26 protein-coding genes are annotated in these 24781 nt (G+C 28.4%); 6 read left to right on the top strand and 20 right to left on the bottom strand.

Translation table 11 applies throughout. From position 1 onward, the window contains the following. Positions 1 to 2: 2 nt before the first annotated feature. From H9W90_RS01960 to H9W90_RS02010, 11 genes are all read right to left on the bottom strand, one after another. The gene (locus tag H9W90_RS01960; RefSeq protein ID WP_187482803.1) at positions 3 to 938 is read right to left on the bottom strand and encodes a bile acid:sodium symporter family protein; all 936 of its coding nucleotides are present in this window, start codon (positions 936 to 938) and stop codon (positions 3 to 5) included. Then, positions 922 to 1563 carry a DUF4159 domain-containing protein gene (locus H9W90_RS01965; RefSeq protein ID WP_187482804.1) on the bottom strand — a complete coding sequence of 214 codons (642 nt, stop codon included), beginning with the start codon at positions 1561 to 1563 and terminating at the stop codon, positions 922 to 924. Before H9W90_RS01965 ends, H9W90_RS01960 begins: the two co-directional genes overlap by 17 nt. Positions 1564 to 1635: 72 nt before the next feature. Next, a complete protein-coding gene (locus H9W90_RS01970) occupies positions 1636 to 2001 on the bottom strand; it encodes a hypothetical protein (protein ID WP_187482805.1) in 366 nt (121 codons plus the stop codon). A gap of 251 nt (positions 2002 to 2252) precedes the next feature. Next, positions 2253 to 2780 carry a Riean_0653 family protein gene (locus H9W90_RS01975; RefSeq protein ID WP_187482806.1) on the bottom strand — a complete coding sequence of 176 codons (528 nt, stop codon included), beginning with the start codon at positions 2778 to 2780 and terminating at the stop codon, positions 2253 to 2255. A 133-nt stretch (positions 2781 to 2913) separates the two neighbouring features. Further along, positions 2914 to 3510 carry a Riean_0653 family protein gene (locus H9W90_RS01980; RefSeq protein WP_187482807.1) on the bottom strand — a complete coding sequence of 199 codons (597 nt, stop codon included), beginning with the start codon at positions 3508 to 3510 and terminating at the stop codon, positions 2914 to 2916. 284 nt (positions 3511 to 3794) lie between these two features. Next, the gene (locus H9W90_RS01985; RefSeq protein ID WP_187482808.1) at positions 3795 to 4331 is read right to left on the bottom strand and encodes a Riean_0653 family protein; all 537 of its coding nucleotides are present in this window, start codon (positions 4329 to 4331) and stop codon (positions 3795 to 3797) included. Between the two features lie 137 nt (positions 4332 to 4468). Beyond that, complete coding sequence (locus H9W90_RS01990) at positions 4469 to 5005, bottom strand: DUF3575 domain-containing protein (protein ID WP_187482809.1); 537 nt, start codon at positions 5003 to 5005, stop codon at positions 4469 to 4471. Positions 5006 to 5127: 122 nt separating this feature from the next. Then, positions 5128 to 6261, bottom strand: coding sequence for a helix-turn-helix domain-containing protein (locus tag H9W90_RS01995; RefSeq protein ID WP_187482810.1), 1134 nt, complete (start codon positions 6259 to 6261; stop codon positions 5128 to 5130). A gap of 60 nt (positions 6262 to 6321) precedes the next feature. Continuing rightward, positions 6322 to 7029 (bottom strand): 16S rRNA (uracil(1498)-N(3))-methyltransferase, encoded by a 708-nt coding sequence (locus H9W90_RS02000; RefSeq protein ID WP_187482811.1) that lies wholly within the window; start codon positions 7027 to 7029, stop codon positions 6322 to 6324. 146 nt (positions 7030 to 7175) lie between these two features. Continuing rightward, positions 7176 to 8294: a GTP cyclohydrolase gene (locus H9W90_RS02005; protein WP_187482812.1), complete on the bottom strand. Its 1119-nt coding sequence runs from the start codon at positions 8292 to 8294 to the stop codon at positions 7176 to 7178. Positions 8295 to 8314: 20 nt separating this feature from the next. Then, entirely contained in the window at positions 8315 to 9328 is a 1014-nt protein-coding gene (locus tag H9W90_RS02010) for a transporter (protein WP_187482813.1), read from the bottom strand. A gap of 177 nt (positions 9329 to 9505) precedes the next feature. Between H9W90_RS02010 and H9W90_RS02015 the strand changes: the two genes are divergently transcribed. The 6 genes from H9W90_RS02015 to H9W90_RS02040 are packed head-to-tail and all read left to right on the top strand — an operon-like array spanning position 9506 to position 16666. Then, positions 9506 to 9763: a DUF4834 family protein gene (locus H9W90_RS02015; protein WP_187482814.1), complete on the top strand. Its 258-nt coding sequence runs from the start codon at positions 9506 to 9508 to the stop codon at positions 9761 to 9763. A gap of 1 nt (position 9764) precedes the next feature. After that, entirely contained in the window at positions 9765 to 12179 is a 2415-nt protein-coding gene (locus tag H9W90_RS02020; protein WP_187482815.1) for a YfhO family protein, read from the top strand. Continuing rightward, complete coding sequence (locus tag H9W90_RS02025; protein ID WP_187482816.1) at positions 12172 to 12687, top strand: class I SAM-dependent methyltransferase; 516 nt, start codon at positions 12172 to 12174, stop codon at positions 12685 to 12687. The genes H9W90_RS02020 and H9W90_RS02025 overlap by 8 nt, the downstream gene beginning before the upstream one ends. Then, positions 12674 to 13912: a glycosyltransferase gene (locus tag H9W90_RS02030; protein ID WP_187482817.1), complete on the top strand. Its 1239-nt coding sequence runs from the start codon at positions 12674 to 12676 to the stop codon at positions 13910 to 13912. Before H9W90_RS02025 ends, H9W90_RS02030 begins: the two co-directional genes overlap by 14 nt. 2 nt (positions 13913 to 13914) lie before the next feature. Next, the gene (locus tag H9W90_RS02035) at positions 13915 to 15174 is read left to right on the top strand and encodes a glycosyltransferase family 4 protein (RefSeq protein ID WP_187482818.1); all 1260 of its coding nucleotides are present in this window, start codon (positions 13915 to 13917) and stop codon (positions 15172 to 15174) included. A gap of 4 nt (positions 15175 to 15178) precedes the next feature. Then, on the top strand, positions 15179 to 16666 hold the full coding sequence (locus H9W90_RS02040) for a lipopolysaccharide biosynthesis protein (RefSeq protein ID WP_187482819.1): 1488 nt from the start codon (positions 15179 to 15181) through the stop codon (positions 16664 to 16666). On the opposite strand, the gene H9W90_RS02045 is transcribed toward H9W90_RS02040, so the two are convergent. From H9W90_RS02045 to H9W90_RS02085, 9 genes are all read right to left on the bottom strand, one after another. Continuing rightward, the gene (locus H9W90_RS02045) at positions 16657 to 16965 is read right to left on the bottom strand and encodes a DUF6122 family protein (protein WP_187482820.1); all 309 of its coding nucleotides are present in this window, start codon (positions 16963 to 16965) and stop codon (positions 16657 to 16659) included. The two genes, H9W90_RS02040 and H9W90_RS02045, sit on opposite strands and share 10 nt — an antisense overlap. A gap of 172 nt (positions 16966 to 17137) precedes the next feature. After that, entirely contained in the window at positions 17138 to 17734 is a 597-nt protein-coding gene (locus H9W90_RS02050) for a WbqC family protein (protein ID WP_187482821.1), read from the bottom strand. A 5-nt stretch (positions 17735 to 17739) separates the two neighbouring features. Further along, positions 17740 to 19443, bottom strand: coding sequence for a signal peptidase I (lepB, locus tag H9W90_RS02055; RefSeq protein ID WP_187482822.1), 1704 nt, complete (start codon positions 19441 to 19443; stop codon positions 17740 to 17742). Positions 19444 to 19522: 79 nt separating this feature from the next. Beyond that, positions 19523 to 20224 (bottom strand): 4-hydroxy-tetrahydrodipicolinate reductase, encoded by a 702-nt coding sequence (gene dapB, locus H9W90_RS02060; RefSeq protein ID WP_187482823.1) that lies wholly within the window; start codon positions 20222 to 20224, stop codon positions 19523 to 19525. A gap of 1 nt (position 20225) precedes the next feature. Then, complete coding sequence (locus H9W90_RS02065) at positions 20226 to 20816, bottom strand: DUF5683 domain-containing protein (RefSeq protein WP_187482824.1); 591 nt, start codon at positions 20814 to 20816, stop codon at positions 20226 to 20228. Beyond that, positions 20817 to 21701, bottom strand: a complete 885-nt coding sequence (locus tag H9W90_RS02070; RefSeq protein ID WP_187482825.1) for a ParB/RepB/Spo0J family partition protein — start codon at positions 21699 to 21701, stop codon at positions 20817 to 20819. Position 21702: 1 nt separating this feature from the next. Continuing rightward, positions 21703 to 22467, bottom strand: a complete 765-nt coding sequence (locus H9W90_RS02075) for a ParA family protein (protein WP_187482826.1) — start codon at positions 22465 to 22467, stop codon at positions 21703 to 21705. A 192-nt stretch (positions 22468 to 22659) separates the two neighbouring features. Next, entirely contained in the window at positions 22660 to 24120 is a 1461-nt protein-coding gene (locus tag H9W90_RS02080; protein ID WP_187482827.1) for an aminoacyl-histidine dipeptidase, read from the bottom strand. Positions 24121 to 24144: 24 nt separating this feature from the next. Beyond that, positions 24145 to 24777: an NAD(P)H-dependent oxidoreductase gene (locus H9W90_RS02085; protein WP_187482828.1), complete on the bottom strand. Its 633-nt coding sequence runs from the start codon at positions 24775 to 24777 to the stop codon at positions 24145 to 24147. Between the last annotated feature and the right edge of the window lie 4 nt (positions 24778 to 24781).

Genomic DNA, 24781 nt, shown 5'->3' on the forward strand with positions numbered 1-24781 from the left:
ATTTATACTTCTTTAAGTATTTTACTTTTCTTTCTGCCCCAATAAGTAGCTAAAAGAATTCCAGAAAAAACATCCCAGATTCCCCAAAAAGCAGCCAATAAAGCCATTCCGCCTAAACCTTCAAAAAAACCAAAGATTAGCAATAAGCCCAAACCACCATTTTGTATTCCTGTTTCCATAGAAATTGTTTTAGTGTCTTGTTTGTTTAAACCGAAACTTTTTGCCGTATAAAAACCAAGAATAAATGCAAATATATTGTGTAAAATTACCAAGAAAATTACATGATGAATGTGATTTACAAACACTTCTAAATTTTGTGAAAATGCAATAAAAATTAGCGCTATAAAAACTAGCATGGATAATGGTTTTAAAACCTTTTCTATTTTTTCTGCCATTTCTGGATGATAATGCTTTATCAACATGCCAAAAAAGAGTGGAATTCCTAAAATAAGAGAAACGAGTTTAAATAAATCATACGGATTTAAAGAAACTGTTTTTAAAATTTCGTTTGTAGGCTCATATAAACTTCCCCAAAACTGTAAATTAAGCGGAGTCATAACAATACAAATTAAAGTAGCAAAAGCGGTTAAACTAACTGATAAAGCTGCATTTCCACCAGCCATTTTACTAAAGAAGTTAGAAACATTTCCGCCAGGACAAGCAGCAATCATCATCATTCCCAAAGCAAAACTTGGGTGAGGTTGTATAATTAATATGGCTAAAAATGTAAATGCTGGTAACAGAATAAATTGCGATAAAACACCTACAAAAACAATTTTAGGTTTTTTAAACAATCTTTTAAAATCGTCAATTTTTATACCTAAAGCAACGCCAAACATTATAATGGCAATAGCAATGTTTAAAACCCACAAACCACTTTCATCGAAGTTTATTTTTATGGAATCTATGTCTATTTCTGGACTAGTTTTTAAAAGCATATTCAATAATATTTGCACCCATTTTTAATGCTTTTTCACGAACACTTTTAGGATTGTTGTGTATAATTTCATCTTCCCAACCATCGCTTAAATCGGTTTCAAAATCGTAAAAAACAATTAATCTTCCTTCGTAAAATAAGCCAAAACCTTGCGCCGCTTTTTTATCATGCTCGTGTATTTTTGGCAAACCATTTGGAAACTTAAAAGTCTGATTATAAATTGCGTGATTACTTGGTATTTCTTTCAATTCTAATTTAGGAAAAACTTTTTTAAGTTCTTTTCTAATAAATTTATCCAAACCATAATTGTCTGAAATGTGCAAAAAACCACCAGAAATTAAATAGTTTCTTAAGTTGGTTGCTTCATCATCAGAAAAAAATACATTTCCATGACCAGTCATAAAAACCAACGGAAAATTAAAGATTTCTTCACTACCAACAGTAACCGTTTGTGGATTTTTAGAGATACTTGTTTTAATGTTTGTGTTTGCAAATTCAACTAAATTAGGGATTGCAGTTGGGTTCGAATACCAATCTCCACCACCATTATATTTTAATATGGCAACATCTTGTGCGTTTGTGTTTAAAAACAAACAAGTAAATAATAAAAATAGAATTTGCTTCATTTAGAACCCTCATTAAGATTTGAAGCAAGATAGTAATTTACAATTTGACAATAAAAAAACGCCATATAAATTTTAAGCTGGAAATTTGAATCCTTTAAAAGCTCCTTTAATTAAAGATTTAAAAAGACTTTCTAGTATTATTGATAATAAATATGCTCCAACAGAAATAGATATGACAGACTGTATTAAATTAGATTTTCTTTTTTGGATGTTTTTAATTTTTGATGTATTTATTTCAATAATTTTTTTGGAACTCTCTACTACAATTCTATCATTTTTAAATTCTACTATTTTTCCTTTAATTTCTTTTGAGTCTAATAATTCAATTTTTACTTTTTTAGGTTTTAAAGTTTTATAATCTTTTAAATCAAAAGTTTTATAAGAATAACAACTTTGAAATAAAATTAAGATAGATAATACACAGATTGCTTTTTTCATAATTAACTGATTTTTATTTTTCAACCAAATTAGAAATCAATTTAAAAAGAAGAGTCTAGAATTTCTCGATTTTAAGAAATTCCGGACACATTTATTTTAATCTACTCATTTTTAGTGTTTTAAAAACACATTTTTAAATTTCTTGACTGTTTTTAAAGTAATTTTTTTCATAATTTTGAAATGTTAAATATTAATAAATTAGCGTTTGTTATGATTAACTTTTAGGCAGTTGTTGGTAGCAACTGCTTTTTTTAATTTCTTTTGCTGTCTAATGATAAATTAAATTTACCTTCAGTAACTTTTAATTCGTCTCCTTTATCATTATATAAAGTGCATTCAAAAGTACCTACTGCTATTGTTGATGATAATTCTGTGAAAATTATATTACCATTTTCCTGATTGCTTTTTGTATTATAAAAAATACGCTCATTATGAAGAACCATACCACTATGACTGGTATCTAACTCGCTACTTAATTCTTCGTTCAATGTATTTTTTTCAGTTACAGGATTTAATAAGTTCATAAACAATGTATATTCACCACCACCATAAAATGTAATTCTCTTATTATTGCCATTTTCTTTGAAAGCCCAAGAAAACGGTCTAATATCACCACCACCAATGCCTGTTCCAGCAGAAGGTGTATAAAGTTTTCCATTTACGAGGCAAGAAAAGGAGTCGTTTCCTGTTGATTCGTTTGTATTTAGATTGTTGCCTTCGCAATTAAATAGTGTTAGTGCAAAAAGAAATAGTACTGTTTTTAAGATTGTTGTTTTCATAATTAAAGAGTTTTAGAGTTAATTTGTAAAAATGTTAAAGTAATTTTTTTCATAATTTTGAAATGTTAAGTATTAATAAATTGGTGTTTATTGTATTTAATATATTTAGCAGTAGTTGGCGCTACTGCTTTTTTTAATCTCCTATAGGTTTTGTACATATTAAGTCAAAACGTCCATTAGTAATTTGAACAATATCATTTTGATTATCTATGTTTCTTAATTTTGTATTAAAAATTCCAGCACAAACTTCACTTATAAAATCAACTTTATTAAACTCTATAGATCCCGAATTATCAAAAGAAATATATTTTTTATTATTTATAATAAGGAATATATGAGGAAAATTTGGAGCTTCTAAAGTTGAAGCCACTCCAGGACTTAGTTTAAATTCATATTTTCTTTTTTCAGGTCTGTCTGTTGGTATATATATATATAGACTATGAGAAATATAATCTCTTGCAGTAATTGCATAATAATCAACTATGTTAGTATCACCTGAAGATATTTTAAGACCTTTAGGTGTACCTCCTCCTGGAGGTGTATAACCTGTTTTATCTTTGGGTATAAAAACTTTCCCATTAATAAGACATCCAAATGTATTTGCTCCAATTTCTGTAATTGGAGGTAGTGTATCTTCAATTATTGGTTCAACTAAATTTTCGTTATCAGAACAACTTAAAAATAAAGTTATTATTAAAGTAAAGATGATTTTAAATGTTTTTGTTTTCATAATAGTTTATTTAGGGTTTGTATTTTTTAAAATTAGTTATAAATATTGTTTTAGGTGTCCAGAATTTCTCTATTTAAGAAATTCTGGACACATTTAATTTAATTTATTGATTTTTAGCGTGTTGAATTTTAAATTTTTTTGATGTTTATGGAATTCTGGATTCATTTGTGAAATTTTGGAATATTTTTTAAGTAATTTTCTTCATAACTTTGTTGTGTTAAATATTAATAAATTAGTGTTTGTTGTATTTAATATATTTAGCAGTAGTTGGCGCTACTGCTTTTTTAATTTGTTCTACTATCTAAAGAGAGATTAAATTTACCTTCAGTAACTTTTAGTTCATCTCCATTATCATTGTATAAAGTACATTCAAAAGTTCCTACTGCTTTTGTTTCTGATAATTCAGTAAAAATTATAGTACCATTGTTTTGATTGTTTTTGGTATTATAAAAAATAAGACTATTTAAAATTATCATCCCTGAATGTGTAAAGTCTACAGTATCATCTAATTTTTGATTTAAATTATTTATTCCTATGTTAGGCTCAATAGATACAAGGGACAAAGTATATTCCCCACCACTCGTTATTTTAAAAAACATTGGGATATTAGAATTACCTAAATTTGAATATGCCCAAGCAAAAGGTCTAATATCTCCACCATTAATACCAGTACCTGCAGAAGGTGTATAGAGTTTTCCATTTACAAGGCAGGAAAAGGTGTCATCTCCAGTGGAGTCGTTTGTATTTAAGTTATTGCCTTCGCAACTAAATAGTGTTAATGCAAAAAGAAATAGTGCTGTTTTTAAAAATAAATGTTTCATGATAAAAGGGTTTTAGATTTGTTGTTATAAAATTATGATTTTTAAGAGTTTTAGTATTCCAGTATTTCTCGATTTAAGAAATTCTGGAAATATTTACTTACAGTGTATTGATGATAAGTAGATTATTTTCTTAATAATTAAAACCTTTTACCGATTGTTATTCCTGCTCTTGGGTATAATTGACGAACTTTATCAGTATTAATAAAGCTTCTTGCTAAACCTGAATAAATTTCTCCAATCCAACCACTTTTTGTCATAAATTTTCCTCCAATAGACAAACCAAGTCCAAAACCTAATCCACCTTCGCTTTGGTTGTTAAAAAAACTACCATCAATATATTTTTGAGAAAACAAAGGTGCATTGGCTTCAATAAAAAAGCCAGCGGCTGGTTTTTTTCCAAAGAAAAATCGATAATAAGGTATAATACTAAAATTGTAATTGGTGGTATTGTCAGTTTCAGTGTCAGTATTATTTTCAATAGAAAAACCAATAGAAAGACCAAAAGCAGTTTCATCATTTATAAGTCTTTCGTAAGTGAATTCTGGATACTTATCTATAAATGAAGCAACATTTACTTTAAATTCATTTTTCTTAATTTTTAAAGAATCTTTAGTTTTTTGAGAATAGCTATTACTAAAAGTAAATAGGATAATTACTAGAATTATTTTTTTCATAATTAATAGATTTTTAATTTTCCACCAAATTAGAAATCAATTTAAAAACAAGTGTCCAGAATTTCTCGATTTTAAGAAATTCTGGACACATTTGTGAAATTCCGGACAGATTTATTTAGTTTTTAAACCGTAGATTTCTGAAATTCTGTGGGAGTTAAACCCGTATGTTTTTTAAAAGTGTAGTAAAAAGTAGATTTCGAATTAAAACCAGATTCTAAACCAATAGAAGTAATGGTGTAGTTTTTATAGTTTTCATGAGTTAATAATTCTTTTGCCAACTCTATACGAAACTCATTAATATAATCGTTAAAGTTTTTTCCTGAAAACAGTTTAATTGTGTTCGATAATTTTGCAGAACTAATATCTAGTTCATTTGCTAAAAAATCTGCACTTAATTTTGGTTCTATAAACAGTTTTTTGTCTTCTACAAGTGAATGTATTTTATCGAAAAGTAGTTGTTTGTCAGCGTCTTTTTCTTCTTCTGTTTGTTCTTTAACTTCTAAAATAGGTGCAAAGTTTAATTGTTTTCTTAAATCTTTTCTTTCTTTTAATAAGCGCAATTGAATAATTGCCTGGTAACCAATCCAATAAATTAAAACAGTGGTTAGAACACGCAAAGGATAATAAGAGTAAATAAATTCTTTAAAGTCTAAAGCAACCGTTATTGCGAGTGCAATAATCCAAAAAACGTACGTAAATAAGCCTAATTTAAAGAAGGTGTAAATCCATTTTAAATTATCAAAAGATAATATTTTAGTAAATAATTGTTCTTTTTTTGATAAAATCTGAAAGGAATATCCAAAAATAATTAATGAAACGATTAAACTAAATATCTCTTCAATTGAAGTATATTTTTCAAATAAATAAGCAACATCTGTTGTGTTTTTATCACTAAAAAAAGAAACAAAGCCTATTCTGATAGAAATAGTAAGAAGAAAAACCGGAAGTATTATTTTTAAAATGTTCTTACTTCTCTTTTCAATTTCTAGATAATTAATTAAAAACATGTAAAAAAGTGGAGCAATTAAAAAATGCCAAGGGATATGAATGTAATCTAAAAAGAAATATTCTATAAAAAAGTTTTTGGCGAGAACCCAAGATTGTATATTGTTTAAAGAAATTATCAATACTAATAAGTTGATAAAAATCATGCTTTTCTCTCTTCCGTTTTTCGAAAAGAGAATTAACAAGCAGAACAAAAAACCATGTAAAGCACTAATTAATAAGAAGAGGTTGAAAATATCTTTAACTGTCAATCTTTAGCTTTTTTTGTTAAAGATACAGTTTTTTATATTCTGGTAATAGTTAAGAATAAATTATTGATTGATAAAAGAAACTGTATTTACAGCAACCAAACCAGCAGTTTCTGTGCGTAATCTACTTTCGCCTAAAGAAATAGGAGTAAAGTCTTTTTCTAAACTTTTTTTAATTTCTTCGGAAGAAAAATCGCCTTCTGGGCCAATTAAAATAGTTGTTTTTTCTGATGGTTTTACAACAGATTGTAGTAAGTTTTTGTCTTGTTCCTCACAATGTGCAATACAAACATTACCGTCTAAATTCTGTTTTATAAATTCGCTAAATTTTATAGGAGCATTCAATTTAGGCAATGTAAATTTTAAAGATTGTTTCATTGCAGACTGAATAATCTTATCAAAACGCTCTAGTTTTACAACACGTCTTTCAGAATTATTGCAAATGATTGGTGTAATTTCATCGATACCAATTTCGGTGGCTTTTTCTAGAAACCATTCTATTCTATCATTCAACTTTGTGGGAGCAATAGCAATATGAAGATAATATTTCCAAGGTTTTGGTTTTTCTTCGAAACTGATAATATCTGCCATGCATTTTTTATCACTTGCAAAAGTAATTTTGGCATCAAACAAAAAACCTTTTCCGTTGGTTATTTTTAAAACATCATTTTCATTTTTACGTAAAACGCGTACAATATGTTTACTCTCAATTTTATCGAAAGTAATTTGTTTGGTTTCTGTAGAAATTTCTGAATTGTAAAATAGTTGCATACTGTTTATTCAAGTTTCTTTGTTCAAAGTTATCGAAGTTATTTTATTTTAATGTTTCAAGCTTTCTGGGTAAAGATTTCTCCATAAAGTCGAAATGACATTTGTTTTAAAATTTTACTTCAAGCTCCCAACTCCCAACTTAAAGTTTAAATATTTTTCTTATAAGTTCTACGTCTTTTATGCGTAACAGGATTAAAATTCTCCCACAACTTTTTAATTGCTTCATTGTCTTCTAATTCAGGTGTTCTTATGCAATTTTCAATTCCTAAAGGTGCAAAAGTTTTAGTGTATTGATCGAAAATTATGGCATGAACTCCTTTGTTTTGATAATCTGGATGTACACCAATTAAATAGAAAGTGACATCTTTTGCATGTTTTCTAGCTTTTAATAAATGAAAAATTCCGAATGGAAATAATTTTCCTTTTGCTTTTTGTAGCGCTTCAGAAAATGAGGGCATTACAATGGCAAAGGCTACTAGTTTATTATTTTCATCGACCACAAATTTTATGTATTCTGGGTTTATGAAACCAATATATTTCTTTTTAAAAAAAGCAATCTGTGCATCAGAAATGGGAACAAAAGTTGAGAGTTTAGAATACGCTGCACTAAAAACTTCAAACATTTCATCTACATAAGGTAGAATATCTTTTGTCTTTGTAAAATCTAATGCTTTTAGTTTAAAACGTCTTTTTAAAATGTTGCTAATTCTATCAAAATAAACACCATCAACATTTTTAAATTTAAACTTATTTTCTAAATATTCTTTTTCTTTTACAAAACCTAATTGTTCTAAATGATCTTTGTAATAAGGATGATTGTACCAAGTAATCATAGTCCCTAAATGGTCGAAACCATCAATTAAAACACCAGTTTTATCTAAATTATTAAAACCTATTGGACCTTCTATATATTCAAGATTATTTTCTAACCCAATTTCTTTTACCTTCTCTAATAACACTTTAGAAACTTCAATATCATCAATAACATCAAACCAACCAAAACGCATTTTTTTAATTTGTTGTTTTTCAACTTCAAACCAATTAATAATTGCAATTACACGTCCAACAATTTCTCCATTTCTTATGGCAACAAAAAATTGTGCGTCAGCATTTTCAAAAACAGGATTTTTTTTAGGGTCGAAATTGTCAATTTCATCTTTAATAATTGGTGGAACCCAATATTTATTGTCTTTGTAAAGTGAAAATGGAAAGCGTACAAAAGCTTTCATTTCTTTTTTTGAAGTAACTTTTTTTAGTGTAATCATCAAATAAAATACGTTTATTTTTAATTTCTCTTTCTACTTCTTTTTCTTGAAGATTTCTTTTTGTCTTTTTTCTTAAAAATGCTAAAAATTCTACTAAAAAAACCTCCTTGACTTTTCTCGTACCTACTTATTGGTGTGTCTTTAACTTCTTTGCCATTGTCATCTAAATCGGTATAAGAATCTTCGTGTTTATTAATTCTGTAAGAAACACCTACACTAGCATAAAAACCTTCAGATTTTCCTTCAAAAAGCATTCTGCCAGAAGTATTTATTTGTAAGTCTTTGCTAAATAAATAAGCCAAACCTAAACCTATATTACCATCATTTTGGTACTTTTTAAAAACACCTTGGTTTTCAAAAAAAGCAGACCATCTGTCACTAAAATTTTGTGTTGCTGTAACAATGTAAGAAAATTCAGAAAAATCGCTACCAATTTTATCATAATAGAAATTGGTAATTAAATTAAAGTCTCTAGTTAAGTTATTTTGAAGTAAGACTCCAACTTTAGGAGTAATTCCGCCAGTTTTATGAATGTCGTTTACAAAATCGGTATTCATACCAACATAAACCGCAACTGAAGGAATTAGTCTTTTTTTATCAAACGCTAATCTTCTTCTCCAGCTTCTAACTTCTTTAGATTTGTCTGTATACGTTGGTTGATACAATAAATATTTAGCTCCAATTGTCATTTTACTTAAGCCAGAAGTAAAATAATGAGATGTAAATATATTTTTAAAAGCAACTTTATCTCTTTGATAGGTTAATTGTGTGTTTAGTTCTAACTTTTCTAGAAAAAAACTGGTTCTAAAAAAAATGTCTGCCCCATAAGATTGTGGTAAAGAAAATGTTGGTTCTATACTTGTGTTTCTTAAAAAGAAATTGCTTTCAAATTGATAAACACCAGTACCAACACTGTAAGGACTTTCAGAAAAACCAGGCTTATTAGAGTTGATAACTTCTGTATATTGACTATAAATTGATGAAAAACCAAAGATAAAAAATACGAAAAAGAGTTTTAGTTTATAGTTTTTCATTACTATCAAATACATTTTAAATTTTGTAATTAAGTACTATCACAAACATAGGGTAAAAATGCTATTTTTAAAAAGCATTGGCTACTTTTTTAAGTTTGTAAAAGTTTTGTAGTTTGTTAACGTTACAATTGTAAGCAAATTGTTATTTTTGATTGATTTTTTTAACATAGATTACACATGGGTTTACTAAAAACTATATTTTTTATATTATTATTTTATTACGCTTTTAAATTTTTGGCGAGACTTTTTGCACCTTTCTTAATGAAAAAAGCTGCAGAAACAATTCAGAAAAAAGCAGAACAACAATTTAGAAATCAGCAACCTAAAAGCACCACAGTTAAAGAAGGAGAAACAATTATAGATAAAGCTCCAAGAAAAGACCAACAAAGTAAAAATTCTGTTGGAGAATACGTAGATTTCGAAGAAATAGATTAATATGAAAATTAACAAATACTTACCTTATGTAGTTGCAATCATTATTTTTGTGTTGGCTTCTATTATTTATTTTCATCCTGTTTTAGATGGACAAAAATTAAATCAGTCAGACATCACCCAATTTAAAGGAATGGTGAAAGAAATTAATGATTTTAGAGCAGATAATAACACAGAACCTTATTGGACTGGCGCTTCTTTTAGTGGAATGCCTGCTTATCAAATAAGTGCTTATTACCCCAATGATTTTGTTAGAACTTTAGACAGAACATTACGTTTTTTACCAAGACCAGCAGATTATACATTCTTATATTTTCTAAGTTTTTTTGTATTAATGTTAGCATTAAAAGTAGATTGGAGGTTGGCAATTCTAGGAGCTTTGTCCTTTGGGTTTTCAACCTATTTAATTATTATTTTTGGAGCAGGACACAATGCCAAAGCACATGCAATTGCATACATGCCATTAGTTTTAGCAGGTGTTTTGTGGGTTTTTCAGAAAAGATATGTTCTTGGTTTTATAGTTACAGGTTTGGCAATGGCTTTAGAAATCTATACAAATCATCCGCAGATGACCTATTACTTAGGTTTCTGTCTATTTATTCTAGGAATTGTTGAGTTTGTAAATGCATTAAAAGAAAAAAAACTACCAGCTTTTATAAAACAAGCGGCAGTAATTATTGCAGCAGTTTTGTTAGGTGTTGGTGCAAATGCACCGCGTTTAATGTCTATGAAAGAATATGCAGACGCCAGTACAAGAGGGAAATCTGAATTGACAATAAGCCCTAATGGAACTAAAAAAGAAGCTACAAAAGGATTAGATAAGAGTTATATAACGCAATACAGTTATGCAAAATTAGAAACTTTTAATTTATTTATTCCTCGTTTTATGGGAGGAGGAACTGTTGAAGAATTGAGCGACAATTCTGAATTTTATCAATTAATAGAATCTAAAGCTGGCAAAAAAGTAGCTGATGATTATTCTAGTCAAGTTTTAACCTATTGGGGAGATCAACCTATTGTAGAAGCACCAGCATATATTGGTGCTGTTATTTTCTTCTTATTTTTCTTAGGATTTTTTCTTGTAAAAGGAAGATTAAAACAATGGCTAGTAGCAGCAACTATCTTTTCAATTTTAATGAGTTGGGGTAGAAATTTTGAATTTCTAACCAATTTTTTTATTGATTATGTTCCTTTGTATAACAAATTTAGAGCAGTTTCATCTATACAAGTAATTGCAGAACTGTGTGTGCCTTTACTAGGATTTTTAGCTTTAAAAGAATTTTTCTCATCTAAAGTTTCAACAGAAGAAAAACAAGAAGCTTTAAAGAAAGCTTTGTACGTTTTTGGAGGATTAATTGTTGTTGGGTTTTTATTAGCACATGGTTTTTCTACTTTCGAAGGTTTAAGAGATGAGCAACAATACAACCAATTACCTGGTTTAATAGATGCTGTTATTGCCGACAGAAAATCGATGTTACTTTCAGATTCTATTCGTTCTTTAATTTTAATGTTTCTTTCTGCAGGATTATTATGGTTTTTATTGAAAGAAAAAATAAAGCAAACTCCTGTAATATTAGCATTGGCAGTTTTAATACTTTTTGATTTAATTTCTGTTGATAAAAAGTATGTAAATGAAAGTGATTTTAAATCTGCAAGAAAAATAGAAAAACCATTTACAGCTTCTTCTGCAGACAAATTAATACTGCAAGATAAAAGTCATTTTAGAGTTGGTAATTTTGCGGCAGATCCTATGAATGATGGAACCACTTCTTATTTTCATCAATCTATTGGTGGTTATCATGCGGCAAAAATGATGCGTTATCAGGAACTTTTTGAGTATCAAATAGCAAAAAATAACATGCAAGTCTTAAACATGTTAAACACAAAATATTTTATTGTGCCTGATGATAAAGGAAATTTACAAGCACAGAAAAACCCAGATGCAAATGGTAATGTTTGGTTTGTAAATTCTTTAAAAGTAGTAGATTCTGCAAATGAAGAAATAAAAGCATTAGATTCTTTAAATACTAAAACAGTTGCTGTTATTAGAAATCAAGCAAACATAAAAACATCAATTGAAAAAGATTCAACAGCAAGAATAGAGCTTTTAAATTACGATGTTACAACGCTTACATATCAATCAGAAACATCAAAAGAACAATTTGCTGTATTTTCTGAAATTTATTATGAGAATGGTTGGAATGCTTATGTTGATGGGAAATTAACACCACATTTTAGAGTGAATTATGTGTTACGTGGAATGCCAATTCCTGCAGGAAAACATACCATAGAATTTAAGTTCGAACCAAAAGTTATTCAGCAAGGAAAAATGATATCTTTAAGTTCTTATGCATTATTATTTTTAATTGGTATTGGTTGGTGTTTTTATGATGAAAAAAAGAAACAAAAAAATGTATAACATAATTCCGTCTAAAAGATACGAACATACACTTGCGTTTCTACAAAAAGTTTTACCAAGCCCAGCAACAATTCTAGATTTAGGAATTAGAAATCCTTTTTCTGAAATTATGGAGCAAAATGGTTATACCGTTATAAATACAGAAGGAGAAGATTTAGATGTATTGCCAGAAATTGTAAAAAAACATAAAGTAGATGCTGTAACTGCTTTCGAAATTTTCGAACATCTTTTAGCTCCCTTTAATGTTTTAAGAGAAATTGAATCTACAAAATTAATAGCAACAATACCATTAGATTTATGGTTTGCAAAGGCCTATAGAAGTAAAACAGATATGTGGGACAGACATTATCATGAATTTGAAGATTGGCAGTTTGACTGGCTATTAGAGAAATCTGGTTGGAAAATTCAGGAAAAAGAAAAATGGACAAGCCCAATAAAAAAAATAGGTTTTAGACCCATTTTAAGAAATTTTACGCCAAGATATTACGCTGTTTATGCAACAAGATAAACACAAAAAACATACTGTCTTAATGTTGTTAGATGGATTTTATCCAGCTGATATAAGAGTGCGAAAAGAAGCTGAATCTCTGGCTGAAAAGCATTCTGTATTTGTTTTATGTTGTAGAAATAATGATGAAAAACAACAAGAAACTATTAATAATGTTAGGGTTTTAAGAAAAATACATTACAAGAGTTTTGCAGAAAAAGGGATTATTGATATTAGAATTGCAATTAATTTTATTCACCCTAAATTTTATAAAATTCTTCCAGAAATAATTACAGAAAACAAAATTGATGTTTTGCATGTACATGATTTACCATTAGCTAAAACAGGCTTAAAAATGGCAAAGAAATACAATTTAAAATCAGTTTTAGATTTGCACGAAAATTATGCGGCAGCTCTACTAACATGGTTTTCTTGGAGGAAAAGCCCAATTGTAAGACTAAAAAACAAGTTGTTTTTTAGTTATAATAGATGGCAAAAATATGAGAATAAAATTATAAAAAAATACAACCAAATTATTGCTGTAGTAGAAGAAATGAAATCTAGAATAGTACTTGATACTTCTATAAAATTTAATAAAATTACAGTAATTACCAATTCAGAAAAAAAAGATTTTGCAGCTAATTTTTCAACAGAGCAAAAAACTTTTTTTAAAGATTATGAAGATAAATTTATAATTTCTTATGTTGGTGGTTTTGGCCCTCATAGAGGTTTACAAACAGCTATAGAAGGAATGCAAGAAATTTCTAAAGAAATTCCAAACTCAGTTTTAGCGCTTATTGGTCCAGCAAATAAAGATGTAAAAGAATATTTGGAAAATTTGATTGATAAATTTAATGTTAGAGAAAATGTAATTATATATGGAAGTCAGCCTTTTGAAAAAGTGGTTGAGATTATGAAAAGTTCATCTATAAATATCATTCCTCATATTTCTAATTTGCATACAGAAAGTACAATTCCGCATAAATTATTTCAAATTTTATTATCAAAGAAGCCAATTTTAGTTTCAGATTGTGCACCTTTAAAAAGAATTATTGAAACTCACAAAATAGGTTCGTTTTTTAAAGCTGGAAATGCAGATAGTTTTGCAGAAGAAGTAGTTAATATTCATAATAATTACCAGCTAGCAACTATAAAAGCAACAAAAGGTTTTGACGTAGCTTTTAATGGTGACCTAAATTGGGAACATACAGCAAAAAAACTCTTACATTTATACGATAATTTATAAACTTGAAAGTATTAATAATTACATATTATTGGCCTCCAGCTGGTGGTTCTGGTGTTCAACGCTGGTTAAAGTTTGTAAAATATTTACAAGATTTTGGCATAGAGCCAATTGTTTATACTGTAGATAGTGCTAATTATCCTAAAGAAGATAACAGTTTGCTTAACGAAGTTCCAAAGAACGTAAAAGTTTTAAAACAGCCAATTTGGGAGCCTACTGATTTGCTTTTTTGGAAGAAAAAAAATGCTTCTAAAGATGGAATTTCTAATGTAAGTAAAGGTGGTTTTTTATCTTTTATAAGAGGGAACTTTTTTATTCCAGATCCAAAGATTTTTTGGGTAAAACCATCTGTAAAATATCTTCAGAAATATATCAGTGAAAATAAAATTGATACAATTATTTCTACAGGTCCACCACACAGTATGCACTTAATTGCAGAAAAATTACACCAAAAAAATAATTTAAAATGGATTGCAGATTTTAGAGATCCATGGACAAGTTTATACTATAACGAAGATTTTAAGCTAGGAAATTCAGCAAAAAAGAAAAATAAAAAATTAGAAACTGCAGTTCTTAAAAATGCAGATTGTGTAATAACTGTTAGCAATTCACTTAAAAAAGAATTTAATAAAATTGCTAAAAATGTTGAAGTAATTACTAATGGTTTTGATGATGAAGTTCTAAAATCGAATAAGGTAAATTTAGATGATAAGTTTACGATTTCTTATATTGGTTTGTTGCCAAAACAAAGTAATCCAAAAATTTTGTTTAGAGTTTTAGAAAAATTATGTAGAAAGAATTCAGAATTAAAAAATGATTTACAACTGAATTTCATTGGCGATATTTCTGATGAAGTAAAACATGAAATAGATAAAGCTAATCTTATAAAAAACACTAATTTTGTAGGATATGTTTCTCATAAAAAAGCAATTGAATATCAACAAAAAGCACAAGTTTTGTTACTTTTAATTCCTGATGTAAAGAATAATAAAGGAATTTTAACTGGAAAATTATTTGAGTATTTAACTGCTAAAAGACCAATTTTAGCAATTGGACCAGAAGATGGAGATTTGCAAGAAATACTAAAAAACACAAATTCAGGTTTTGTTATTGATTACAATGATGAAGAAAAACTAACGTTAGAAATTGAGTTATTATACGAACGCTACAAATTTGGATTGTTAGAAGTAGCTTCTAAAAATACTAACCAATATCACAGAAAAGAATTAACTAATCAATTATCAAAAATTATTAAAAACCTATAAAATAATGGGAATTGTATTTAAACAATCATTAAAAAACACCTTATTTATTTATCTAGGTTTTGCCTTTGGTGGTATAAACACACTCTTTTTATATACCCGTTTTTTAGAAGACGAATATTATGGTTTGGTAACTTTCTTATTATCAGCTTCTAACTTATTAATGCCTTTAATAGCTTTAGGAATTCATCATACAATTATAAAATTCTACTCAAGTTATTTTACAAAAATAGAAAAAGACCGTTTTTTATCTTCGGTACTTTTTTTACCATTATTTATAGCTTTACCCTTTGCGTATTTTGGGAATCTTTTTTACGAAGAAATAAGTAATTATTTATCCATAGAAAATCCGGTTATTAAAGATTATACATTTGTAATCTATTTAATAGCAGTTGCTTGTTCTTATTTCGAAATTTTTTACGCTTGGGCTAAAGTGCATTTTCAATCTGTTTTTGGTAATATTTTAAAAGAATTATGGAATAGGGTTGTAGTAATGGTTTTACTATTTGCAGTGTATTTAGACTTTATTACAAAAGCAGAATTTATATATTATTTAACAGCCGCATATTTTTTAAGGATGTTTATAATGATGTTTTATGCTTTTAAATTATATTTTCCAAAATTCACATTTTCTAAACCAGAAAATTTTACGGAAGTTTTACGTTTTTCTGGTTACATAATTTTAGCAGGAAGTGCAGGAGCTATTATTTTAGATATAGATAAAGTAATGATTCCTGGAAAAGAATCTATAGCAACTGCTGCATATTATTCTGTTGCTGTATTTATTGGTTCTTTTATAGAGGCACCAAGCAGAGCAATGATGAATATTCTGCAACCATTAACGTCACAAACATTAAACGAAGATAATAATAAAGAAGTAGCCTCTTTGTACAAGAAAAGTTCTATTAATTTATTATTAATAAGCGGACTTTTCTTTGTTCTAATAAATACAAATATTTATCAGTTATTTAATTTGTTACCTAAAGAATATGCTGGAGGAACTCTTGTTGTACTTATGATTTCTTCACTAAAACTATACAATGGGTTTTTGGGAAATAATGGAGCAATTATAAATAACTCTAAATTTTATAAAATTACCCTGCCAATAAGTATTATGATGGCGCTTTCTGTTTATCTATTAAACAAGCTATTTTATTATCAATTAGGTTTTGGTACAAATGGTTTAGCGCTAGCTACTTTAATTGTTATTTTATCTGCTAATACCTATAAAATATATTTTGTGAAAAAGAAGTTTTCTATGACTCCATTTACAGATAAAACGCTTAAAATGATTGCAATTATCGTTGTTTTATACTTCGGATTTAATTTTTGGGATTTTCCAATAGACAATATTTATATATGGAATCTTCCTATTCATCCTGCTATAAACATTATTTTAAAAAGTATACTTATTACTATTGTGTATTTATTTTTAATATTTAAGCTGAATATTTCTTCTGAATTAGACATACTTCTTAAAAAATATTACAAGTAACAATCTATGTAATCTGTTAACATGTGAAACAGCAATGCCAAACAAAGTATTCTTGTTTTTCTAAAAAATAAGCCTAAAAAATAGCCGCCAATAGCCCAATAAGAGTGTAATGGATGGAAGTTTATACTACATCTATTTTTATCGAAAATTGGGTTTGCTAGTAAATGATCTAAATCTACTAACATAGAGCAAAGAAAAATTAAGTAAACAGTTTTCCAGTTTTTTTTAAAAAATATTAGGGCAATCATTAAGGGAGCAATAAAATGCAAACCATAATGTAAAATAAATTGTAAATTCATAAGAAAAAGAAAAGGCTTATTAAAAAAATAAGCCTTTAAATAAATTGTTAAATTAACAATAGTTGGGGGGAATCATATAACAAATGTATTACTTTTTATATAATATTTATAAAGAAATTTAATTTTAATGTCCTTAAAAAGTGATATAATTAAAATTATTTTTTTTCTTTTTTTATAAGAAACTAATAGTGTTTGGTCCTTCCATAAAAAGCAAATCTAAAATGGATAAATTTGGTATAAAACCATGTTTATCATCAAACATTTGTATGTAAGTGTCTACTAATTTTTCTGGTTGATTTTTTACTTCCGAGAGATGTCTAAAATCTTCTTTTATTGCTGCAGTTTCATATTCTAATGTTTTTGTAAAATTAGAATTTAACTGTAAAGCATCCATAATAAATAGAAAGCTGTCTATATTTAAATCTTGAAGGTATTTGTGTTTTTTTTCAAAAATATGTGCAATATCATGTTCAAAAAACTCAAAAAAAGGAGAAGTTCTATAGGCGGTTTTTAATGATTTAAAATGATGATCTTGCCATAAAGAATCATTGTCTATTAAAGTGTCTTTTGTTCTTTTTCTACCTTCTTTAATTGGGTGTTTTACTGGGATGTTTAATAACTGTTTTCCATTGGTGTTATAAATGTAACATCTATTTCTGTAGCTTTGTTTTTGAAAATTATCTTCCATTTCAAAAACAATGGTATCAGATTTTATAATTTCTGAATATTGAGAAATAGGAGAGAAGTAAGTTGGAATAAACAACGACATTTTACTTATTTTTTAGCCGTTTTTTTCTTTCCGTTATAAAAACTCCATCCAATGTATAGAGCAATTAATGCAAAAACTATATATCTGTAAGAAACTGGTTCTCCATCTCCATGAACGGTTGTAAACATTCTATCCCAACGTATAGACTTTATTTTTTCACCAAAAGTTGCAGCATTTGCATCCCAACTAAACCAAACCATAACTGGTTTTCCTAGAACATGATCAAAAGGAACATAACCCCAATAACGAGCGTCTAAAGAGTTGTGTCTATTATCTCCCATTAACCAATAATAATCTTGTTTAAAAGTATAAGAGTCAGCTTTTTCACCATTTATAAAAATATTTTCTCCAACAATTTGCAGGTCATTATTTTCATAATTTTTGATGATTTGCTCGTAATAAGGTATAGATTCAGAATCTATTTTAACAGTTGCACCAGCTTTAGGTATGTATATTGGACCAAAATTATCTTGGCTCCATTTATTACTCTCTATATGCGGAAAAATGGCATTGTCTGCTGCGTGGTTAATCTTTTTAACTGAAACAGTTAAAGGAGATTTTTTTAAACGAGCTACTTCTTCAGCAGTTAAATTGATATTTATTTTTGTAGCAACGTTTGTCATATTTAAACGACTTGCTAAATCTGGCGAAACGCCTCCTGCAACTTCTGTGTATAAAGAGTCTGAACCAATTTTAGATAAGTTTGCTCCTTTTTTAAATGCATCTTGCACTCTTGGATCATTCCAATATTCGTTAGAAATTTTATAAACCCTTGTTCTTTCGTTATCTAATAGAAATTTTGGGTATGTATTTTGGTTGATTGGCGTTTTAGCTTCATACGTGTAATAAAACTGCAATTTTGCTCTGTATGGCAAATCGTTTTTCTTTCCATTTATGTATACGTATCCATCTCTTAATTCTAGAGAATCTCCTGCAATACCAACACAACGTTTTACATAGTTTGTTTTTTTGTCAACAGGTTTGTAGGTGTATTTTCCAGAAGTATCTCCCCACATTGTTGCCAAAGAATCTGTAGGCCAATTAAAACAAACGATATCGTTGTTTTTAATTTTCTGAAGTCCAGGTAATCTTGTGTAAGGTAATTGTGGTTTTTTTAAATAAGAAGCTGTACCAGTAAATGGTAAAGAATCATGTACCATTGGCGCAGCAATTACTGTAGAAGGAACTCTTGCACCATAATGAAACTTACTTACAAACAAATAATCTCCTACTAATAAAGATTTTTCTAAAGACGATGTTGGTATGGTAAAAGGTTGCATAAAATAAGTATGAACCAAAGTTGCTGCAATAATTGCAAACGTAATAGAGCTAACCCATTCTCCTAATTCCGATTGAGGTTTTAAGCTTCTGTCTGTATTGTATTTTGCATCTGTAGCATAATTGATATAATAAATATAAAGACCTAAAGTTGCAATAACTAAAAACGAATCTATCTTTTTTCTGAAACCAAAACTTCTTATAGTTTCAATCCAAATTACAGGAAACATTAATAAGTTTACAATAGGTATAAATAATAAAATTGCCCACCATTTTGGACGTTTTATTATGCTCATTAAAACATTAGCATTGTATATAGGAACTGCTGCTTCCCATGCTTTTCTACCAGCCTTTACATACAATTTCCAAGTTCCTAAAAAGTGAAGTACTTGAACTGCTAAAAAAAAGATAAACCATTCTGTAAATGTCATAATTGTATACTTTAATTTTCTCTAGAGAGAAGAATTTTAATTTTTTATAAGGCGAAAAAAAGATAAATTGTTACAGCTATTAACGGATATTTAACACATCTTTCATGTTAAAAACACCTGTTTTACCAAGAATCCATTCAGCAGCAACAACTGCACCTAAAGCAAATCCTTTTCTACTATGTGCTGTGTGTTTAATTTCTATAGAATCTACTTCAGAATTATACCAAACTGTGTGTGTGCCAGGAACATCTGGTATTCTCTTAGCTACAATTGGTATGTTTTCTTCGGATGTAACTTCTCCTAATTCCCAATTTTTTTTAGAAGTATTATTTATAACTCCTTCCGCTAAAGTAATTGCGGTTCCACTTGGTGCATCTAATTTTTTAGTATGATGAATTTCTTCCATAGAAATATCATAATCTTCTAAAGCACTCATCATTTTTGCTAGTTGGTTATTCAATTCAAAAAAGATGTTTACACCCAAACTATAATTTGAAGCATAAATAAAAGCTCCTTTTTTTTCTTCGCAAAGTGCAACTGCATCTTTGTATTTATCTAACCAACCTGTAGTACCCGAAATAACAGGTACATTATTGTTAATACAGTTAGAAATATTATTAAAAGCAGAATTAGGAACACTAAAATCTATAGCCACATCTGCTAAAGTAATGTCAATTACATCATCAACATCTTTTTTAATTACAATTTCATGACCTCTAGAAACTGCAATTTTTTCAATTTCTTTTCCCATTCTTCCATAACCAAGTAGTGCAATTTTCATTTTAAAAAGTATAATTAATTGTTAATCCAACTGAAGGTGATTCAATTTTTATAGGATTCATTATTAAAGAAGGTCTTAAAGATAAATTATCGTCTGTGTTAAACTGAAGTAAATGTGCGTTTACACTAGCTTCTACAATTTGTAAAACATATAAAATTACACCAGTTAATAGAGATAAATCCCTGTTTTCTTTCAATCCTTTTTGTGCGGTTTCTAGAGTTTCTAGTGAAATAATTTCTACTCCATCTACAGTAAACTCATCTACTAAACCGTTTTTTCTTAATTTGTATGCTGTTCTATAACGTTTATAATCGCTATTGTTTGTTAAGTAATAATAAGTTGGTATTGCTAATGCCCCCCAAACTACAGGAGCTTTCCAATATTTTTTATTATAAATCTGGCCCATTCCTGGAAAAACTGCAGAATAAAAAGCGGCTTTAGAAGGTGCTAAAGCATCATAAACACCACCTTTTTCAATTTTTATATCACCTTTAATTTTTACTCCTTTTACGTTTACAGAATCTTTTTGCGCAAACGTATTAGAAGCATAAAATGCAATTAATAAAACGAATATGACTTTTTTAAAAACCAATTATTTTAATAAGTTTTTTATGCGATTAAAATCTTCTTCTGAATGAAAAGGAATTGAAATCTTTCCTTTTCCGTTACTTCCAACAGTTACATCTATTTTATGTCCAAAATATTCGCTAATATCTTTTAAACTGTTTTTTATATAACCAGGAACTTGTTTCTTTTTTGGTTTTGCAATAGTACCAGATTTTAAGTTTTTTACTAAATCTTCTGTTTGTCTTACAGATAATTTTTCACGTAAAATCTTTTCATAAATAGCTAATTGATCTTCTGTGTTTTCTACATTAATCATTGCACGACCATGTCCCATAGAAATAAAACCATCTCTCATTCCTGTTTGTAAAATTGGGTCTAATTTTAACAAACGTAAATAATTGGTAACTGTAGAACGCTTTTTACCAACTCTTGTACTTAATTCTTCTTGAGTTAATTGAATTTCATCAATTAAACGTTGGTAAGAAAGTGCAACTTCAATAGGATCTAAATTTTTACGTTGTATGTTTTCAACCAAGGCCATTTCTAGCATTTCTTGATCGTTGGCAAGTCTTATATATGCTGGTACAGTTTTGTTTCCTATTAATTTTGAAGCTCTAAAACGTCTTTCACCAGAAACTAATTGAAACTTATTACCATCTAATTTTCTTACAGTAATTGGTTGAATTACACCTAACTCTCTAATAGAACTGGCTAATTCTCTTAATGCTTCTTCATCAAAATAAGTTCTAGGTTGATATGGATTTACATCAATTAATTCTAACTCTAACTCAATAATATTACCAACAACTTTGTCCGCATTTTTATCTGATGCAGAATTAATGTTAGGAGTATCTTGTAACAAAGCAGATAATCCTCTTCCTAAAGCTTGTTTCTTAGTTGCTTTTGCCATTTTACGAATTCTTTTTTAATAATTCTTGGGCTAAATTTAAGTAATTTACAGCGCCTTTACTAGTTGCGTCATAAGCAATTATGCTTTCACCATAACTTGGTGCTTCTCCTAAACGCGTATTTCTTCTAATAATTGTATCAAAAACCATGCTAGAAAAATGTTTTCTAACTTCATCTACAACTTGGTTAGAAAGACGTAAACGAGAATCGAACATAGTTAATAACAAACCTTCTATATCTAAATCTGGGTTATGAATGTTTTGTACACTTTTAATGGTATTTAAAAGTTTGCCTAAACCTTCTAGTGCAAAATACTCACATTGGATAGGAATAATTACAGAATCTGCAGCAACTAAAGAGTTTAAAGTTATTAAACCTAAAGAAGGCGCACAATCAATTAGAATATAATCATAATCATTTTTAACATCTACCAAGGCTTTTTTAAGCATGTATTCTCTTTCTTGCTTGTCTACCAATTCAATTTCTATAGCAACTAAATCTATATGAGCAGGAATAATATCTACATTTGGCGAATCTGTTTTTACAATGGCATCTTTTGCAGAAAGCGTATGTTCTAAAACATGATATGTACCACCTTCTACTGTTTCTACATCAATTCCTAAACCAGAAGAAGCGTTCGCTTGTGGATCAGCATCAATTAATAATACTTTTTTCTCTAAAACGCCTAAAGAAGCAGCCAGATTTACACTGGTTGTTGTTTTACCAACTCCTCCTTTTTGATTAGCAATTGCAATTATTTTTCCCATTAAAAATAAATCTTGTTATAAACAGTAAAATTACATTTTTTTCTGTTTTTATAAAATGAAAGATGTTAACAAATAGATAAAGTTTTAAACGGTTTATTTGTAGCTGTTTATCTATTTTTTTTAATTGTTTTTAAACAAATTTTAAAAGAAAAAAACCGAAGATATTCTTCGGTTTTAAGCTTTGTGTTTTGATTATTTTTCTGGAGTATTTTTTAATATTTCAATTAGAAATTTCCAAAATTTTTGGGTAGATGGAATATTTGCACGCTCATCTGGCGAATGTGCACCTCTAATGGTAGGTCCAAAAGAAACCATATCCATTTCGGGGTAATTTTGACCTAAAATTCCGCATTCTAAACCTGCATGACAAGCAGCAACATTTGCTTTTTCTCCATGTAGTTTTTCATATAAATTAGCAACTACATCTAGTATTTCTGAATTTACATTTGGTTGCCAACCTGGATATTCTCCAGAAAAACCGACATCGAAACCAGACAATTCAAAAGCAGATTTTAAAGAATTTGCCAAATCTAATTTATTTGTTTCCGAAGAAGAACGCGTTAAACAACCTATTTTAATTGCCCCATCTTTAACAATTACTCTAGCAATATTATTAGAGGTTTCTACTAAATCTGCAATATCTGGACTCATTCTATACACACCATTAAGCGCTGCATAAATAGATTTAAGTAATCCTTCTTGTACCCCTAAATCCATTACGGATTTTGGAGAAGAAATAGCTTCAATATCAACTTTTAAATTAGGTTCTATTGTTAAAAACTCTTGTTTTATATTGTTAATAAGTGTAGTTGTTTCAAAATGAAAAGCTTCTTTAGAAATGTTGTCAACAGTAATAATGGCAAAGCTTTCACGAGGAATTGCATTTCGCAAACTACCTCCGTTTATTTCAGAAATTCTTAAACCAAAATTTGTGAAGCCATCAAACAAAATACGGTTCATTATTTTATTGGCATTTCCTAAACCTTTAATAATATCCATTCCTGAATGTCCACCATTTAAACCTTTTACAGAAATAGCAAAGGCCGATGTATTTTTTGGGGTTTCTTCTTCTGCATAAGTTCTTTTAGCTATAACATCAACTCCACCAGCACAACCCATTCCAATTTCATCATCTTCTTCAGTATCTAAATTTAAAAGAATATCACCTTTTAAAATGCCTCCTTCTAAACCCATTGCACCAGTCATTCCTGTTTCTTCATCAATTGTAAACAAAGCTTCTAAATTAGGGTGCTCAATTTCTGTAGAAGCCAAAACTGCCATAATTGCAGCAACACCTAAACCATTATCTGCACCCAAAGTAGTTCCTTTAGCTTTTACCCAATCTCCTTCTACTTTCATCTTAATTCCCTCTTTGTCGAAATCGAAAATAGTATCAGCATTTTTTTGATGAACCATATCTAAATGACTCTGCAAAACAACTGTTTTTCTGTTTTCAAAACCTTTGGTAGCTGGTTTTTTTATGATAACATTGCCAACTTTATCTACAAAAGTCTCTAAATTTAGGTTTTTACCAAAATCAACCATAAATTGTATAACACGCTCTTCTTTTTTTGAAGGACGAGGAACTGCATTTAAATCTGCAAACATGTTCCAAACTTCTTTTGGTGCTAAATTTCTTATTTCTGAATTCATTATGTCTGTATTTTAAGTGTAAATTTACGAGATTTCTAGGACAGTTTCTGTTAGATTTTTCCTAACTTTTGCTAAATCTTTCATATAACAATCATCTGCTCTAAAACCAACTGGTAATACTAAAACAGATGTTAAATTTTGATTATTTAAGTTTAATACTTCATCATATTTTTCTGGTATAAAACCTTCCATTGGGCATGAATCTATTTTTTCTAAAGCGCAAACTGTAAGTAAGTTTCCTAAAGCTAAATAGGCTTGATTTTTATTCCAAATTAATAATTCTTCTTGTTTTTTAGAGGAAATTTCTGCTGTTAAAAACTCTTTAAATGGCTTTATAATTGCATCTGGAGTATTTCTGATTTTTTTAACCAACTCAAAGTATTTTTCTACTTCTAATGCTGTATATTCTTTTGGAATACAAATAACCAAAAGGTGAGATGCTTCTAGAACTTGTGGCTGATTCCAAGAATGTGCCACTAATTCTTTTTGAATATCTTTATTTTTTATAATTAAAAGCTTTAAAGGTTGCAAGCCATAAGAAGTGGCGGTTAAATTAAAAGCTTCTTTTAAAGTATTAATTTGTTCTTGTGAAAGTGTTTTTTCTGTATCGAATTTTTTAACAGCATAACGCCATTCTAAACTTTGTATCGTGTTCATTTGT

Origin of the sequence: Polaribacter pectinis, from assembly GCF_014352875.1 — a bacterium.
GTDB lineage: Bacteria > Bacteroidota > Bacteroidia > Flavobacteriales > Flavobacteriaceae > Polaribacter > Polaribacter pectinis.

Excerpts from the sequence above, each read along its gene's own strand:
- H9W90_RS01960 (WP_187482803.1), bottom strand. The coding sequence starts at position 938 with ATGCTTTTAAAAACTAGTCCAGAAATAGACATAGATTCCATAAAAATA.
- H9W90_RS01965 (WP_187482804.1), bottom strand. The coding sequence starts at position 1,563 with ATGAAGCAAATTCTATTTTTATTATTTACTTGTTTGTTTTTAAACACA.
- H9W90_RS01970 (WP_187482805.1), bottom strand. The coding sequence starts at position 2,001 with ATGAAAAAAGCAATCTGTGTATTATCTATCTTAATTTTATTTCAAAGT.
- H9W90_RS01975 (WP_187482806.1), bottom strand. The coding sequence starts at position 2,780 with ATGAAAACAACAATCTTAAAAACAGTACTATTTCTTTTTGCACTAACA.
- H9W90_RS01980 (WP_187482807.1), bottom strand. The coding sequence starts at position 3,510 with ATGAAAACAAAAACATTTAAAATCATCTTTACTTTAATAATAACTTTA.
- H9W90_RS01985 (WP_187482808.1), bottom strand. The coding sequence starts at position 4,331 with ATGAAACATTTATTTTTAAAAACAGCACTATTTCTTTTTGCATTAACA.
- H9W90_RS01990 (WP_187482809.1), bottom strand. The coding sequence starts at position 5,005 with ATGAAAAAAATAATTCTAGTAATTATCCTATTTACTTTTAGTAATAGC.
- H9W90_RS02000 (WP_187482811.1), bottom strand. The coding sequence starts at position 7,029 with ATGCAACTATTTTACAATTCAGAAATTTCTACAGAAACCAAACAAATT.
- H9W90_RS02005 (WP_187482812.1), bottom strand. The coding sequence starts at position 8,294 with ATGATTACACTAAAAAAAGTTACTTCAAAAAAAGAAATGAAAGCTTTT.
- H9W90_RS02010 (WP_187482813.1), bottom strand. The coding sequence starts at position 9,328 with ATGAAAAACTATAAACTAAAACTCTTTTTCGTATTTTTTATCTTTGGT.
- H9W90_RS02015 (WP_187482814.1), top strand. The coding sequence starts at position 9,506 with ATGGGTTTACTAAAAACTATATTTTTTATATTATTATTTTATTACGCT.
- H9W90_RS02020 (WP_187482815.1), top strand. The coding sequence starts at position 9,765 with ATGAAAATTAACAAATACTTACCTTATGTAGTTGCAATCATTATTTTT.
- H9W90_RS02025 (WP_187482816.1), top strand. The coding sequence starts at position 12,172 with ATGTATAACATAATTCCGTCTAAAAGATACGAACATACACTTGCGTTT.
- H9W90_RS02030 (WP_187482817.1), top strand. The coding sequence starts at position 12,674 with ATGCAACAAGATAAACACAAAAAACATACTGTCTTAATGTTGTTAGAT.
- H9W90_RS02040 (WP_187482819.1), top strand. The coding sequence starts at position 15,179 with ATGGGAATTGTATTTAAACAATCATTAAAAAACACCTTATTTATTTAT.
- H9W90_RS02045 (WP_187482820.1), bottom strand. The coding sequence starts at position 16,965 with ATGAATTTACAATTTATTTTACATTATGGTTTGCATTTTATTGCTCCC.
- H9W90_RS02050 (WP_187482821.1), bottom strand. The coding sequence starts at position 17,734 with ATGTCGTTGTTTATTCCAACTTACTTCTCTCCTATTTCTCAATATTCA.
- lepB (WP_187482822.1), bottom strand. The coding sequence starts at position 19,443 with ATGACATTTACAGAATGGTTTATCTTTTTTTTAGCAGTTCAAGTACTT.
- dapB (WP_187482823.1), bottom strand. The coding sequence starts at position 20,224 with ATGAAAATTGCACTACTTGGTTATGGAAGAATGGGAAAAGAAATTGAA.
- H9W90_RS02070 (WP_187482825.1), bottom strand. The coding sequence starts at position 21,701 with ATGGCAAAAGCAACTAAGAAACAAGCTTTAGGAAGAGGATTATCTGCT.
- H9W90_RS02075 (WP_187482826.1), bottom strand. The coding sequence starts at position 22,467 with ATGGGAAAAATAATTGCAATTGCTAATCAAAAAGGAGGAGTTGGTAAA.
- H9W90_RS02080 (WP_187482827.1), bottom strand. The coding sequence starts at position 24,120 with ATGAATTCAGAAATAAGAAATTTAGCACCAAAAGAAGTTTGGAACATG.
- H9W90_RS02085 (WP_187482828.1), bottom strand. The coding sequence starts at position 24,777 with ATGAACACGATACAAAGTTTAGAATGGCGTTATGCTGTTAAAAAATTC.